Source organism: Bradyrhizobium huanghuaihaiense (genome assembly GCF_007830635.1).
GTDB classification, from domain to species: Bacteria; Pseudomonadota; Alphaproteobacteria; order Rhizobiales; family Xanthobacteraceae; genus Bradyrhizobium; species Bradyrhizobium huanghuaihaiense.
Genome location: NZ_VLLA01000034.1, coordinates 45,771 through 59,950, shown reverse-complemented (window position 1 = coordinate 59,950; position 14,180 = coordinate 45,771). Strand labels below are relative to the sequence as shown.

The following is a 14,180-nucleotide window of genomic DNA, read 5'->3' as shown; positions in this document are numbered from 1 at the left end:
CGAAGGAACGGCCCCCGGCTCGAACACAGGAACTGCGAGGTAGGAGGAGCAAGCGATGACGTAACCCCATCAACAGGTTCCAGCCAAGGTCTGCGAGAGGATGAGACGAGATGGAGGTTCGGTCTTCCCGGCGCATGCGAACACTGGTGACCCAAATGGCCCAATCGAGGCCTGTCCGCTAATGAGAACGCACGCGCGCTGATATCCATGATGGCCCGGAGAGAATGCTCCAATCAAAGGCCGGATACATTGATGCAAGACCACTCACCACCTGATCGACGAACCTCTTGCTACGCACGGCCGGACCATACATTCGGGTCAAAGGCGAAGAACTCAGCGTGAGCAAATCTAGTCGGCTCCACGCCACTAAGCTGATGACCACAGTGAGCGGTGTCGGCGCTTCGCCGATGGGCCAGAAGCGGTCGGTTTCCTTTTCGCGCCCTGCTCAGTCCTCGTCCTGCCACCTGCGCAGATCCGTCTGGTCATGATAGGCCATGCGGTCCGGCGTGGTGATGAATTCCATCGTCGTGCCCCAGGGCATGCGGCAGTAGCAGACCTTGTTTCCAGGACCTTTCTCGGTTGCATAGGGGATAGCGCGCGGCGCGGTGAGCGGGGTGCCTCCCGCCTTCTCGAAGCGCTCAACCGATGCGTCGATGTCGTCGGTGTAGAGAGCGAAGTGCGTGATACCGAAGTCGCTCGCTCGGATCGGCTGGGGTCAAAAGCGGTCTTCGATGAGAAGCACTTAACAGGTCCTGCTGGTCAAAGCCGAAACGACTGCCGAGCCGAAAAACGTCTCCCCTCTCTAATCGACTTGCGCCCGTCAGGCGGCCTTCGCGTCCCGCTGCCCCGCCCAGATGCTTGATCCAGATCAACGCCGCCACGGTAGCGCCACAACGGAATAAGCTCGATGGCCGCGCAGAACGCGCCGCCCTAGCCCAGGAGATGATCGACCATGACCTCCTCGAATTCCCTGCGTAGCCTCGTTCTCGCAGCTGCGAGCGCCGTGCTGCTCGGTACGGGCGCCCAGGCCGGGCCGATCCCGACGCATTTTTCGACGATGAAATCGATGGTCGATCAGGCCACGACCGAAGTGCGCTGGGTCGGCGGCTGGCGTGGCGGCGGCTACGGCTATCGCGGCGTCGGCTGGGGTTACCGTGGCGGTTACGGCTATCGTGGAGGCTGGGGCTATCGCGGCTACGGATATCGCGGCCTCGGTTACGGCGTCGCCGGCGCGGTCGTCGGCGGCGCGATCGCGCGAAGCGCCTATTATGGAAGCTATGGCGGCTACTATGGCGGTTATCCCGCCTACGGCTATCCGGCCGCGTCCTATTACGGGTATGGCGGCGACGATGGCTATGGTTACGGCGGCGATTATTGCGCGCCTTCCGGCAGCTACTGGGCCTACTAGCGGGAACGTATTCGCCTCTTCGGAAGATGGCTCGCCACGAGCCGCGCTTCGCCGATGAGCCAACTCACGCGCCGACGGGCAGCACTACTTCATCCCTGGCCCGCCGGCGGGACCACATACAGCGTCAGCGCGAAGACCGCGTAGATGAAGATCATCAGCGCGCCGACGAACCATGCCGAGCGTCCGCTGGTGGTGATGAAGGTTGCCGTGACCGTTGCAATCATCACCATGGTGACGGCACCCGGCCAGAACTGCAGGTCCATCGGCTTCGGTCCCACGACGTAGCTGAGCAGCACCAGCGCGGGCGCAACGAACAGCGCGATCTGGGAGGCGCTGCCGAGCGCGATGCTGACGACCATGTCGAGCCGGTTCTTGCGCGCCGCGGCGAACGCCACCGCAAATTCGGCGGCGGCCCCGACCAGCGAAACGATGATGAAGCCGACAAAGGCCGGGCTCATCCCGAAGGTCTCCGCCGCCTTCTGCACCGATTCCACGAAGATTTCGCTGACCAGCGCGACCAGCACGGTGACGACCAGCAGCGTGCCGACGGCTATCCCGATCGGCCAGTGCGCCTCCTTGTCGTCGCCGTGATCGGCGCTCGCGAACAATTCCTTGTGCGTGCCCAGCGAGAACCACAGGCCGAGCGCATAGGCGACGATGAGCAGGACCGAAATGCCGACGCTGAGCTTGTGAATGACACCTCCGTCCTGCGGCAGGTGATCGAGATCGGCCACCGCCGAAGGCGCAAGCAGGGCGACGGTTGCCATCAGCAACAGGCCGGACGAGAGCCGCGCGCCGGCGCGGTTGTACTCCTGCACGTGGTAGCGCAGGCCGCCGAGCAGCAGGCAGGCCCCCAGCATGAACACCGCGTTGGTGACGATCGCGCCCGCGATCGAGGCCTTCACCAGCATGTACTGGCCTGCGCGCAGCGCCGTGATGGCGATGATCAGCTCCGTCAGATTGCCGAGGGTTGCATTGAGCAGTCCGCCCACGGCATCGCCGGTCTTCGCGGCGACCGCTTCGGTGGCGTGGCTGAGCAGCGCCGCCAGCGGCACGATGGCAAGCACCGCCAGCACGAACAGCAGCGTGTGGGAATGCGGGGCCACCGCTTCGGCCAGCAGCACGATGGGCACGAAGGCCAGCATCCAGAGCAAAGGGGTATCGCGGATTTCCCTGAGCAGGGTCTGCATATGGGCCGTCCTTTTCCATCGCTGCGCTGATGGGAAGGTCCGGCGGGCCTGCTGGGGGAGTATTGATCTGGCTCAACGTGGGCGGGGGCCATGTCGCCGGGGGCCGCCTATCGCCTATTCATGCAGCCGTGTTTGCCAGTCCGGAGGCACCGCTCCGGCGGGTCCGGGCACCGGCTGATCCAACGGATGCGATTGCGGGCCTTGAAGCTTCGGGCCGGCGAAAGCCTCTCCTGTGCGATAGTCGTAAAACCATCGTTCGCCCGGCTCGAAGCTCGTGATGATCGGGTGCCCTGTCGCCGCGTTGTGCTTCGATGCATGCTGATTGGGTGAAGCATCACAGCAGCCGATGTGACCGCATTCGACGCATCGGCGAAGATGCAGCCACCACCCGCCTGCAGCCGAGCATTCCACGCAACCCGTTCCACTTGGCTTGGCTGCGAGGTTGATGCCATCCATCTCAGACTTCATAGGTCAACCCGCTGGAAGTACGTGCCGTGGCCGCAGATGCATTTGCGCCGCGATCCGCCACGATCGCATCCTGCCAGTGTTTTGCCCGACGGGTCAACTTGATCGCGGCTGCGGATGCCGTCGTGGCGCGACGCGAAAATCTCTTATCGATCAAGGGCCGTTCTACTGTGCATGGGGTTGTTTTCCGACTTTTTTGTTTGGGCCCCAAGAAAAAGCGAAGAGGCCTCTCACTCCGCCTGCAGGATCTCCGCGATCGCCGCCCCCGCCGCGATGGTGCCGAGCTTGCCGCCGACGTCGCGCGTCGCCCTGCCCTCGCGAAGCGCCTTCGCCACCGCCGACTCGATCGCACGCGCGGCTTCCTCATAGCGCACGGCGCTGGTCTTCTCGCCGTGCCAGGCCAGCAGCAGCGCCGTCGACAGGATCAGCGAGACCGGGTTGGCGACGTCCTGGCCTGCGATGTCAGGCGCCGAGCCGTGCGCGGCCTGCGCCATCGCGTAGCGGTCGCCGACATTGAGCGAGCCGCCGAGGCCGAGACTGCCTGAAAGCTCCGCCGTGAGATCGGACAGGATGTCGCCGAACATGTTGGTCGAGACGATCACGTCGAAACGGTCGGGGCTCCGCACCACATGCGCCATCATGGCGTCGACCAGGATGTCGTCGACCGCAAGGCCGGGATAGCCCTTCGCCGCCGCGCGGCAGATGTCGAGGAACATGCCGTCGCCGATCTTCAGCACATTGGCCTTGTGCACGATGGTGAGATGCTTGCGCCGCTTCATCGCGAGCCGGCAGGCGGCGTGCGCGATACGCTCGCAGCACAGGCGCGTGATCCGGCGCAGCGAGATCGCGACGTCCGGCGTGACCAGCATCTCGCCATTGCCCTGCTCCATGTTGCGGTCGGCATAAAACCCTTCGGTGTTCTCACGCACCACGACGAGGTCGAAATCACCGATGCGGCCGGGCCGCCCCTCATAGGTGCGCGCGGGCCGGACATTGGCATAGAGATCGAGGTTCTTGCGGAAATGCCTGGATGGATTGATCTCGCCATGCGCTTCGTCCTTGAAGTCGAAGGTCGCCGTCGGCCCCAGGATCAGGCCGTCGGCGGCGCGGACGATGTCGAGCAGCTCGGGGCGCACCGTCGTGCCCGATAGCTTCAGGCTCGCATGCCCGACCGCATGCTCCTCGAGGCGGAGATTGAGCTGGAAGCGTTCGGAGGCCGCGCGCAACACGCCCGATGTCGCGGTCGTGATCTCCGGACCGATGCCGTCACCGGGCAGAACGACGATTTGCATGGCGTTTCCCCATATTGCGGCAGCCGGCGCGATCATACGCCGGCGCAAGGCAACATCGCCTCATCTTCGCGCATACACAGCATGCAAGCATATGCCTGTGGAAGCTGCCTTCGGCGTAGTACATGCCAAAAGTCCTCTCAGCCACGCCGCCGGAGCAACGCGCCAGCGCAATGACAATCACGTTACCTGCCGCCGCGCGCGAGCCCGACCACATCACCGCCGACGGCCTTCCGGCAGCGCAGCGGCGCTGGGCCATTGCTGCGATCTTCACCGCGCTGGCGATGGCCTCGCTCGACACCGCGATCGCCAACATCGCACTGCCCGCCATTGCCGCCGATCTGCACGTCACGCCGGAGCAGTCGGTGTGGGTGGTCAACGTCTACCAGATCGCGCTGGTGGCGACCCTGCTGCCGCTCGGGGCGCTCGGCGAGATCGTCGGGCACCAGCGCATCTATCTCGGCGGCCTGATCCTGTTCACCATCGCCTCGCTGTTCTGCGCGGTGGCGTGGTCGCTGGACAGCCTCCTGGTCGCGCGCACGCTGCAGGGCCTTGGCGCCAGCGGCATCATGAGCGTCAACACGGCGCTGGTGCGCTTCGTCTATCCCGGCCGCATGCTCGGCCGCGGCTTCGGCCACAACGCGCTTGTTGTCGCGACCGCCTTCACCTTCGGCCCCTCGATCGCCTCCGCCATCCTCGCGCTCGGCCCGTGGCCCTGGCTGTTCGCCGTCAACATCCCGTTCGGCCTGGTCGCGATCGGCATCGGCTTTGCGATGCTGCCGAAGACGCCGCGGGCCGATCACGGCTTTGACTTCCTCGGCGCGATCCTGGCGTCGGCCTGCCTCGGCCTGTTCATCACCGGCATCGGCAGCGCCGCGCACAATTTGTCGCCGGTTGTCGTGGGCATCGAGCTGGTCGCGGCCATCGCGTTCGGCTTCATCCTGACGCGCCGCCATGCTGACCATCCCGCGCCGATGCTGCCGATCGACCTGTTCGCCCGGCCGATGTTCGCGCTGTCGGCGGCGACCGCGGTGTGCTCCTTTGCCGTCCAGGGCCTCGCCTTCGTCTCGCTGCCGTTCTATTTCGAGGACGTGCTCGGGCGCTCGCAGGTCGAGACCGGCTTCTTCATGACGCCATGGCCGCTGGTGGTCGGCATCATGGCGCCGATCGCAGGACGCCTGTCCGACCGCCACGCGGTCGGCCTGCTCGGCGGCATCGGCCTCGTGCTGCTTGGCCTCGGCATGGCATTGCTCGCGATGCTGCCGTCCAACCCTGCCATCCCCGACATCATCTGGCGGATGGTGATCTGCGGCATGGGGTTCGGCTTCTTCCAGGCGCCGAACATGAAGGCGGTGATGTCGAGCGCCCCGCCCCATCGCAGCGGCAGCGCCTCCGGCATCGTCGCCACCGCACGCCTGACCGGGCAGACCACGGGCGCGGCGCTCGCCGCGCTCTGCTTTGCGCTTGCCGGCCACGACGGCGCAACCGTCGCGCTGGCCCTCGGCGCGGGCTTTGCCGCGCTCGGCAGCGTCATGAGCTTTTTGCGGCTCGCGGTGAAGTAAGGCTTCAGGCCAGGTGCCGCGCCGCAGTCACGTCGATCGTCGCCGCGGGGACGACCGACTCGTCATCGAGCGCGGCGAGGCGCGTGTCGATGGCTTCGATGACCTTGCGCGAGAACGGCCCGAGATGCGCATAGGCGGCAATCATCTGCACCGCAATGCGCGCCGATGACGTGTCGCGCTTGGCGCAGTTCATGAAGGTCTGCCAGAGCGGCCCGCGCGCCTCGGGAAGGGCGGTGACGACGCGGTGCACCGTCTCCATCGCCCCGAGCCTGGCGCGGATATCTCCTTCGGCGAGTTCGGGGCGCTGCCTGGAACGGTCGAGCAGCGTCATCAGGCGGTCGACGCGCCTCGCATACGCCGCCGGGCTATAGATGTGCTCCAGCACCCGCTTGTAGTCCATCAGGATGTCGCGCAACGGGCGGACCGGATCGAAGTTGATGCCGGCCGTGCACTGATCGGCACCGATGGTCGGCGCCACATCGTGGCCCGTATGCAGCCGGCCTTCGCGCTCGAGTCGGCGCGTCAGCTGCGTGTTCGGCAACGCATAGAGCAGGCCGACCATGGCGACCGGAATCGCGGCCTCCTCGATGAAATCGATCATCGCCTCCGCCATCGAGACCTTCTCGTTGTCGAAGCCGACGATGAAGCCCGCGGTGACCAGCATGCCGGCGGCGTAGATCTTGTGGATGCTCTCGGCAATGTTGCGCCGCGTGTTCTGCTTCTTGCGCATCGCGACCAGGGTCGCGGGGTCCGGGCTTTCGATGCCGACGAAGATGCCGAAGAAATTTGCAGCTCCCATCAGCTCCAGCAATTCAGGATCGTCGGCGAGGTTGACCGAAGCTTCGGTCGACAGCTCGAAGGGATAGTTGTGAGCGCGCTGCCATTCGGCGAGCTGGGGCAGGAACTGCCGCAGCGATTTCTTGTTGCCGATGAAATTGTCGTCGACGAAGTCGAGATGGCCGCGATAGCCCATGTTGTAGAGCGTCTGGAGCTCGACGAACATCTGCTCGGTCGTCTTGGTCCTGGGCACGCGGCCGTAGAGCTCGATGATGTCGCAGAACTCGCAGGTGAACGGGCAGCCGCGCGAATACTGCACACCGATATAGAGATAGTCCTCGAATTTGAGCAGGTCGAAGCGCGGCACCGGCGTCTTGGTGACGTCGGCCTGGAATTTCGGCGCGGTGAACACGCCGGAGCGGGCCCCGCCCTCCCAGGCGGCGATGAACTCGTCAATGACACTTTCGGCCTCGCCGAGCACCCGGAAGTCGGCCTTCTCGTAGATGTGGGGGCTGGAGGTGGGATCGGGCCCGCCCACGACCACCGGCTTGCCGGCGGCGCGGCAGAGCTCGATCAGGTGCAGCGTGTCGGCCTGCTGCGGCAACATGCCGCCGGTGAAGACGACATCGGCCCAGGCGAGATCCTCGTCGCCGAAAGCTTGCGTGTTGCAGTCGATCAGCCGGACCGTCCAGTCCTTGGGCAACATCGCGGCGACCGTGATCAGGCCCAAAGGGGCCGCAGGGCGCTTGACGCCCATCACCTTGCAGGATTCGCCAAAGCTCCAGAAGGACTCTGCCGAGAACAGCGGATAGAGCATTAGCACGTTGGGACCCGGCACGTTCATGGAACTCCTTTTGACTCGGGTGCAGTGTAGCAAAGCATTTCCGTCTTGCACCCCTGCAAAAGGGACAAACTGTCGCCGCAACGCAGCGGCGGTCGGGGCCTGGAACCCGCGTTCACCGCCGGGCGTCGCTTCAGGCCGCATTATCTGGCATTTCGGGCTGGAACCCGGCCTGCCGCGGACCGACCCGATCAGGCGCCCTCGGTCGCAAGCATCTTTCGGCTGGTCGCCAGGACATCACTGCACCAGGCGAAGAACGCGCCGAGGAACTCGCGGCCCGGCCCGTCGGTGCGGGCGTGCTGCCGCAAGGTCTCGAACCCCTTCTCCATCCGCGATGCGTTGCGCGCGAGCAGCTGGCGGATGTCGTTGCGCACCTGCGGATCCTCCTCCTGCTCCAGCATGTGCACGTCGAGCTGGGTGACGTGGATGAACGAATATTGCGCGTGCAGCACCGCCGTCATCGGGCGCGGCCGGTCGACCACGATGGGGCTCGGATAGAGCTCGTCCTGCGGATTGCTGATGATCCGGATCGCATTCTCGTTGGCGACGCCGAACGCCCTCAGCTTGTGATGTGCCATCTCATGGACGATCGCCTGCGCGGTCGCGAGCGGGCAGTTCACCGTCAGGCCGATGACGCCGAAACGCGCATCGACCGAGTGGCTGGCCGAACCGAGGCGGCCGGGTCCTTCGGTCGGCTGCTCGGTGTCGTGATAGCACTGGATCGTATGCACGATATCAGGCCATTGTTTCGCAGCGAGCGGCCAGCGGCGAACGTAGCGCAGCGCCTGCTCCATCGCCGGGACCGCTTGCGCGGCGGGGACGAAGCGCGGCGCGGGCAGCAGCGGATCCTCGGTGCGCAGGGCAACCCTGCCCTCCGCAATCGACGGCGCGCCGTTCACCGCAGGCCGCTGCGGCGGCAGCGGGCGCCACGGCGTCGGCTCGGTTTCGATCAGGCCGAGTGCGACGGCGGTGTCGTAGCCGTCGGCCTGCGGGCGTGCCGTGCGTTCCCAGTCAATCGACGTCGCATTCATGGCGCGTACTCCTTCGAACCGGTCAGTGCAGGCGATCATTCGCCGGCGAGAGCGCCGCAGAGACTCTCGCTGCCCGTCCAGGCAACAAGGCGAGCCCCATCGCCGCGGCATACGCATTCATGTCCTTGAACCGGTGCAGCGAGCGGTCGGTGCCAATCACGATCACCGTTTTTGCGATCGCGCGGACCGCGGCCAGCGCGTCGCGGCCACCAAGCTGCTTCGGATCGACGAAAGCGAGGTCCAGTCCTTCGGGTACGAGGCGCGCCAGCGCCGCAAGCGCCTCGAGGCCGGCCCCGCCGAGCACCGGCAAGGAGGCGCCGAGGCGCCGGCGCGCGGCCTCCGCTGCCGCAGCATCTTCCTCGGTGCCGTACAGTTTCAGCTTGGACTTCGTTTGCGCGATCAGCTCCAGCAGGAGCCCTTCGCGGCAGCCGACATGCACGGCTGATGTGGCGCGGCGCAACGCAGCGGTCTGCTCCCACACCACGGTACTGAAGCGCGAGCGCATGGCGAAGGGGCTTTCGAATCCGGCCGCTTCAAAACCATTGCCGAATTCGGTGAGGATGTTGGCGCTATCCGCGGGTTCGCCCGGCGCGGCCTTTCGTTTCTCGGGGCGCATCACTGCGCGACGCAGCGGCCGAGCCCGCGCCGCCCCCTCGTCGGAGAGCCACGTGCAGCGGAAGGTCGCCGTCGTGATCTCGGCGATGCCATTGACCAGCGACGCATCGACCGCCCAATCAGCGATCTCCTCGAGCCACGCCATCTCTTCGACAAATCCGAGTTCGCGGCCGAGATCGAGGAACGCGCGCGAGCCTTCCCGCGAGGCGAGACAATCCGCCGAACACGGCGCGTGCCGCAGCGGCCCCAGTCCCAGAACCGCGAGCGCGACGTGGGCTGGCATCGCCGCCTTGTCATCGCGCGCGAGAAGGCTCGCCAGCGGATCGCTTCCGCCGTGCCGGAGGTCATTCGCCCAGGACCTTGCGCAGCATGCGGGATAGCCGAACCGCATCGCCGCCTGCGCCAGGCCATCCGCCGCAGGCTCCGCGATCGATGCATCGAGCGGCCGAGCACCGATCAGGAACGCATAGTCGAGCAGCCGCTTCGGTTCGTCGATCGACGCCTCAGGCGGCCAGTCGGCGGCATAGCCGAGCGAGGCCTTGACCGGCTTTGCGTCGAGACCGATCGCGCGCGCCTGTTCCGTCAAGGCGTCGACGCCATCATAGTCGGTCCACACCAGCGTCGCCGGGATGCGCCCTTGGCGTACCTTCTCGAATTCGATCGCGAGCGCCACATGCCGAAGACGCTCCAGACGCGGCTGCCAGAGGCTACGGGCTTGCGGGCCGCTGAAGCTGATGCGCTGCGTAGCCGCCTTGGCGACAACAGGCTCGCGCGGGGTCGCCGCAAGCGGAGGGCGCGGCCAGGTCAACCAAGCGGACGTCATGGTGCATCCACCTGCTCGATCAGCGAATGCAAGGTCGGATTGTCACCGATCGACCAGGCCGCGATCATCTTCGCTTCAAGGTCGGACCGGCGCTCCGACCGGCTGATTGCGGTTTCTCCCTTCGCTTGAAGCTCGGTCTCGATGTCCTCGAACAGGCCGAACCATACCGGGCAGTCGACCGAGCGCATCCGCCAGTCGCCGCCGATCGCAGTGCCCGGACAATTGCCCTTGCACGCCAGGAAGAACCGGCAGCCCTGGCATCCGCCCTCGGCCTGTGGCGTCCGGTAGAGCGAGAGCTGACGCTCGAACGCCTCGCGGCCCGCGCGCAGATGGGTCACGCCATCCTTGTTGGTACGACCGCAATTGCCGAGCCGGCCATCGCTCTCGACGCCCACCACGGCGCGGGTCGCATAGGGATCGCAGGCGTGGAAGACGCACGAGGTGCGCGCGTCGTCGCCCCGGAGCATCGCGGCCATCTCGGCGAAAATGTCGAACTGGACTGACGGCAGCTCCTGTTCGAGCCGGCGCAATCGCCGCAGGGCCGCCAGGTTCTCCTGCGCGGTAAGTGCGAGCCCCTCGCCGCCTTCCGTTTCGTCCTGCTCCAGCAAATGCAGGCGCAGCTTGCGTACACCAAGGCTGCCGAGAAACCTGATCCATTCGCACAATACGCCCAGCCGTTCCGGCGCAGCGTTCATCCGGTTGAGCGTCACGATCACGTTCGGCGGCATGCCCTCGCGGCACAGCGTCTCGATCACCGCCTCGATCCGCGCGGTCGCGCGCCGCGTTGCCGGCAGGCTGCCGGCCCAGCGGGCATCGTTGAGCGGTCCCGGGCCGTCGATCGAAATGCCGATGCGCACGCGATATTTCCTGAACAGCTCGATGTCGCGCTCCTCGATCAGCGTGCCGTTGGTCTGCATGCCGACGCCGCCGTGACGGTCGAAGCCCAGCTGCATCAGGCGCTCGAGATCGGGCCGGCGGGTCATCATGATCTCGCCGCCGAACAGGCTGAACGGCTCCGCCAGCCTGTCCAGCGTCGCCATGATCGCGTCGAGATCGTAGCGCGTCGGAACGTTGCCGGCGGTGCGAATGCCCTCCTGATAGCAGTAGCGGCACTTGATGTTGCACTTGTCGCCGAGCGGGCGGACTTCGACGGTCATGGCTGCACCCGTTCCAGGCTGGCCGGCTCTTCGCGAACTTCAGTCAACGCCGCACGAGCTGTCGCGCGCTCGCGCGGCAGGACGAATCCGAGCGGAAACTCGGCGCGGGCATTGGCGTCAAATATCTCCCGGCCGGCCTCCGTGACGAGCGACAGCATCCTGCCGTCAATCTCGACCGCAAGCCGCCGCGTCAAGATTGCGTCCATTGCAGCCTCGACCGTTACAGTGTCGAAGCGATCTGCGAGCTGCGCAACGACGCTTGGCCGCGTGCAGGGATTGCGCAGCAGATTGAGCACGGCAATCTCGGCCGGTGCCGGGCAATAGAACGGCTGGAGCGCGCAGGCCCGCGTGTCGCTGACAAGATGCGCGGTGCCCACGGCCGTCATCGTCAGTTGCGGCGCGAAGGGCTGGTCGAACCAGCGCGCGCGCCATGCCGCGCTCGCGTCCTTGAGCAACACCAAGTCCTGCTCGCATGCGGCATCGGGTGCATCGCCCTCGAAGAAATAAGCGAGGCTCGCGATATCCTCGTCCGGGACGTCGTAGATCGCGCCATAGGCCGGCATCGGCGTGACATTGCGAAAGCCGATCTCCGCGGCGCGTTCGAAATTGGGGCTGAAGCGGTCGAGGCGAATCCGGCCGCAGCCGACCGGCGGCTGAAGATGTTCCAGCAGCGGGACCATCTTGGCGACGGTGTCGTAGGCCTCGCGCGGCTCTCCGGGGAAGCCATAGAGGATCGACCAGACCAGTCCGACGCCGAGCTCGCGGCAATTGCGCAATAGACGCAGGTTGAGCAGAGCGCTCACGCCCTTGCGCATGAGATGCAGCACCGGATCCGACAGGCTCTCGATGCCGGGCTGCAACCAGACCGTCCCCGCAAGCGCCAGCGTCTCGAGCTGCGCCTCGTCCATGTTGGCCTTGATCTCGTAGAAGAAGCGAAAGCTGTGCACCGGGCGTTCCGCGAGCTTTCCGAGTACGCCGTCGATGTGGGACATGCCCAGGATATTGTCGGTCGCGGCAAACCTGATGATTCCGAACTGCGCATGCAGCGTCTCGATTTCCTCGAGCACGCGCGGCGCCGACTTGGCCCTGAACGCCATGCCCTGCCCGTTCAGGCCGCAGAACGTGCAATGGTGTTTTTGGCCCCACCAGCAGCCGCGCGAGGACTCGAACGGAATCGAGGGGCGCACGCGCGCGGCGTCGGACAGTTCGGCCAGTTGCACGAAATAATCGGCGTAGTCGGGAATCGGCAGCGCATCCATCGCGGTCGGACCGGCCGCTGCATCCGTTGCGGGCTGGTCGCGCGACACGCATCCCGGCAGGCCGCGGGGCTGCTCGCCGCGCAGGATCGCCTCCACGGCCGGGCCGAACACGGTATCGGCCTCGCCATTGAAGACGTAGTCGATCTGCGAAAAGTTCTTCAGCAGCACCGCGCCCATCGGCCCGTGGCAATTGGCGCCGCCGAAGCAGATCACGACGGAGGGATCCCGCACCTTGACCGCAGCCGCGATCGCGAGCGAAGCGACCGTCTGCTCGAACATCGAGGTGAAGCCAATGATCTTGGGCTTTCGTTCGAGCAGGCGGTCGGCTGCCTCGGCTACGAAAGATGGGATCAGGTTGCGGCGGATCTCGTAGAGCTGCTCCAGCCCCTTGCGCGCGATGGCGGCGCCGAGCTCGTGGCTGTGGCGCTGCACCTGCGGCCGGTCGGGCCGCGTACCCAGGCAATCACCAAACAACCAGTCGCCGGCCAGGAGATGGCTGGGCAGCTTCTCCGCAAGCTGCTCGTTCAGATCGAGCCCGATACGATCGGCGAACAGCAGATTGAGATAGAGCGTCTCGGCGCGAATGCCCTTCTGCCGCAGCAGCGCCTGCAACAGACCGAGCGCCGCCGACGGCCGTACCACGGACATCACCGGTGCCGAGCAGAAGAGGACATCGGTGCTCATTGGGCGCCCACGAGATTGGCCGGCTGTCCGTCCAGCAGCATCTCGCAGGTCTCGATCTGGCTGCGACGTGCCTCAGCAGCTTCGCGCACGCGTGCCAACAGGTCCGGCGAGCGGAAGATGCGATCGCATGCGGTGCAGATGCCGTCGAAATCCTGCGCGCGCATCGGCACGGGGTCATCGGCCGTGACAGCGGCCAGGATGGCGATGGGCCCTTCGAGCCTGATCCATCGGTAGAGAGGATCGTCGGCGGCCGCCCGCATGGCGGCCTCGATCCCCTCCTTCGCGATGTGCCCGACCTTCAGTGAATCGTAATGAGGCAGCACGCCGCAGCACGGCCGGATGCCGCCCTCGTGATCGATCGAAACCGTGTGGAGAACGGACTCGCAGGGACCGCGATAGGCCGACGCGTGCTGAACGCGCCCGGCCTGCGTTTCTTCGTCCGTGCCCTCGCCGCGACCGGTCGAGTTGGCGACGGTCTCATAGATGTTGATGCCGGGCTCGTCCTGAAGGCCGAGATCGGCGCGCAGGCTGGCGGCGGTGATCTTCGAGCCTGCTTCAACCACCACCGCGATCCGCAGCATCAGGCCGCACTCGCGCGCCGCCGTCACCGCGTTGGCAATGAAGTTCAGCGGTACGAACTCGGCATGGGGATCGTCGTAAGACAGCGTCATTTCGGTGAGGCCGGCCGTGCGCAATCGCCGGACGGCCGCCGTCGCGCGCGCGGGCGACTTGGCCCAGAACGCACTCGTGGTGATGCCGGCGCGCAAGCCCAGCGATGCCGCCAGCGCCACGGCCTCGGCCACGATGTCCGCATGCAGCATCGGATCGCCCCCGACGAAATGGACGATCTCCATCGACGGGATCTGCGCCGCTTGCCGGATGCAGCGGTGGACGTCCGCGGCGGACAGATGGCCGCCGTGAAACATGTCAGATGAAAAGCAGCAGTGCGAACACTTGAGCGGGCATTTCAAGGTGACGTTGAGAACGAGATTGCTGGGCGTCACCCTGGCCGCGCGAAAATCGGATAAGAACTGTGCGCCGAGCGCCATGGCCGACGACCTCATATCCCGGCTGCCCGG

At 66.0% G+C, this 14,180-nt stretch carries 11 protein-coding genes and 1 pseudogene; 2 read left to right on the top strand and 10 right to left on the bottom strand.

Annotation, left to right across the window (positions count from 1 at the left end):
• Positions 1-445: 445 nt before the first annotated feature.
• Positions 446-712: pseudogene (locus IQ16_RS39085) on the bottom strand (VOC family protein); the annotation flags it as partial.
• Positions 713-952: 240 nt separating this feature from the next.
• Here IQ16_RS39085 and IQ16_RS39080 point away from each other — a divergent pair.
• The gene (locus IQ16_RS39080) at positions 953-1,408 is read left to right on the top strand and encodes a hypothetical protein (protein ID WP_018646176.1); all 456 of its coding nucleotides are present in this window, start codon (positions 953-955) and stop codon (positions 1,406-1,408) included.
• Between the two features lie 89 nt (positions 1,409-1,497).
• Here IQ16_RS39080 and cax read toward each other — a convergent pair whose 3' ends face one another.
• From cax to IQ16_RS39065, 3 genes are all read right to left on the bottom strand, one after another.
• On the bottom strand, positions 1,498-2,598 hold the full coding sequence (gene cax, locus IQ16_RS39075) for a calcium/proton exchanger (protein ID WP_026312486.1): 1,101 nt from the start codon (positions 2,596-2,598) through the stop codon (positions 1,498-1,500).
• Positions 2,599-2,712: 114 nt separating this feature from the next.
• Positions 2,713-3,054, bottom strand: a complete 342-nt coding sequence (locus IQ16_RS39070) for a UBP-type zinc finger domain-containing protein (protein ID WP_244636026.1) — start codon at positions 3,052-3,054, stop codon at positions 2,713-2,715.
• Positions 3,055-3,293: 239 nt separating this feature from the next.
• Positions 3,294-4,355 (bottom strand): isocitrate/isopropylmalate dehydrogenase family protein, encoded by a 1,062-nt coding sequence (locus IQ16_RS39065; RefSeq protein WP_026312485.1) that lies wholly within the window; start codon positions 4,353-4,355, stop codon positions 3,294-3,296.
• Positions 4,356-4,525: 170 nt separating this feature from the next.
• On the opposite strand from IQ16_RS39065, the gene IQ16_RS39060 reads away from it, so the two are divergent.
• A complete protein-coding gene (locus IQ16_RS39060) occupies positions 4,526-5,914 on the top strand; it encodes an MFS transporter (protein ID WP_026312484.1) in 1,389 nt (462 codons plus the stop codon).
• A 4-nt stretch (positions 5,915-5,918) separates the two neighbouring features.
• Here the strand turns inward: IQ16_RS39060 and IQ16_RS39055 are convergent, their stop codons facing one another.
• From IQ16_RS39055 to IQ16_RS39030, 6 genes are all read right to left on the bottom strand, one after another.
• A complete protein-coding gene (locus tag IQ16_RS39055) occupies positions 5,919-7,535 on the bottom strand; it encodes a B12-binding domain-containing radical SAM protein (RefSeq protein ID WP_018646173.1) in 1,617 nt (538 codons plus the stop codon).
• A gap of 188 nt (positions 7,536-7,723) precedes the next feature.
• On the bottom strand, positions 7,724-8,563 hold the full coding sequence (locus tag IQ16_RS39050; protein WP_018646172.1) for an aKG-HExxH-type peptide beta-hydroxylase: 840 nt from the start codon (positions 8,561-8,563) through the stop codon (positions 7,724-7,726).
• 22 nt (positions 8,564-8,585) lie between these two features.
• Positions 8,586-10,001 carry a hypothetical protein gene (locus IQ16_RS39045; protein ID WP_018646171.1) on the bottom strand — a complete coding sequence of 472 codons (1,416 nt, stop codon included), beginning with the start codon at positions 9,999-10,001 and terminating at the stop codon, positions 8,586-8,588.
• Entirely contained in the window at positions 9,998-11,158 is a 1,161-nt protein-coding gene (locus tag IQ16_RS39040) for a radical SAM protein (RefSeq protein WP_018646170.1), read from the bottom strand. Before IQ16_RS39040 ends, IQ16_RS39045 begins: the two co-directional genes overlap by 4 nt.
• On the bottom strand, positions 11,155-13,101 hold the full coding sequence (locus IQ16_RS39035; protein ID WP_018646169.1) for a RiPP maturation radical SAM C-methyltransferase: 1,947 nt from the start codon (positions 13,099-13,101) through the stop codon (positions 11,155-11,157). The genes IQ16_RS39040 and IQ16_RS39035 overlap by 4 nt, the downstream gene beginning before the upstream one ends.
• Positions 13,098-14,165: a radical SAM/SPASM domain-containing protein gene (locus tag IQ16_RS39030; RefSeq protein ID WP_244636024.1), complete on the bottom strand. Its 1,068-nt coding sequence runs from the start codon at positions 14,163-14,165 to the stop codon at positions 13,098-13,100. Before IQ16_RS39030 ends, IQ16_RS39035 begins: the two co-directional genes overlap by 4 nt.
• Positions 14,166-14,180 lie beyond the last annotated feature (15 nt).

What these genes read in the sequence shown, in the direction of transcription:
- IQ16_RS39060 (WP_026312484.1), top strand. Translation starts at nt 4,526, where the DNA reads ATGACAATCACGTTACCTGCCGCCGCGCGCGAGCCCGACCACATCACC.
- IQ16_RS39055 (WP_018646173.1), bottom strand. Translation starts at nt 7,535, where the DNA reads ATGAACGTGCCGGGTCCCAACGTGCTAATGCTCTATCCGCTGTTCTCG.
- IQ16_RS39080 (WP_018646176.1), top strand. Translation starts at nt 953, where the DNA reads ATGACCTCCTCGAATTCCCTGCGTAGCCTCGTTCTCGCAGCTGCGAGC.
- IQ16_RS39030 (WP_244636024.1), bottom strand. Translation starts at nt 14,165, where the DNA reads ATGAGGTCGTCGGCCATGGCGCTCGGCGCACAGTTCTTATCCGATTTT.
- cax (WP_026312486.1), bottom strand. Translation starts at nt 2,598, where the DNA reads ATGCAGACCCTGCTCAGGGAAATCCGCGATACCCCTTTGCTCTGGATG.
- IQ16_RS39035 (WP_018646169.1), bottom strand. Translation starts at nt 13,101, where the DNA reads ATGAGCACCGATGTCCTCTTCTGCTCGGCACCGGTGATGTCCGTGGTA.
- IQ16_RS39070 (WP_244636026.1), bottom strand. Translation starts at nt 3,054, where the DNA reads ATGGATGGCATCAACCTCGCAGCCAAGCCAAGTGGAACGGGTTGCGTG.
- IQ16_RS39045 (WP_018646171.1), bottom strand. Translation starts at nt 10,001, where the DNA reads ATGACGTCCGCTTGGTTGACCTGGCCGCGCCCTCCGCTTGCGGCGACC.
- IQ16_RS39065 (WP_026312485.1), bottom strand. Translation starts at nt 4,355, where the DNA reads ATGCAAATCGTCGTTCTGCCCGGTGACGGCATCGGTCCGGAGATCACG.
- IQ16_RS39040 (WP_018646170.1), bottom strand. Translation starts at nt 11,158, where the DNA reads ATGACCGTCGAAGTCCGCCCGCTCGGCGACAAGTGCAACATCAAGTGC.
- IQ16_RS39050 (WP_018646172.1), bottom strand. Translation starts at nt 8,563, where the DNA reads ATGAATGCGACGTCGATTGACTGGGAACGCACGGCACGCCCGCAGGCC.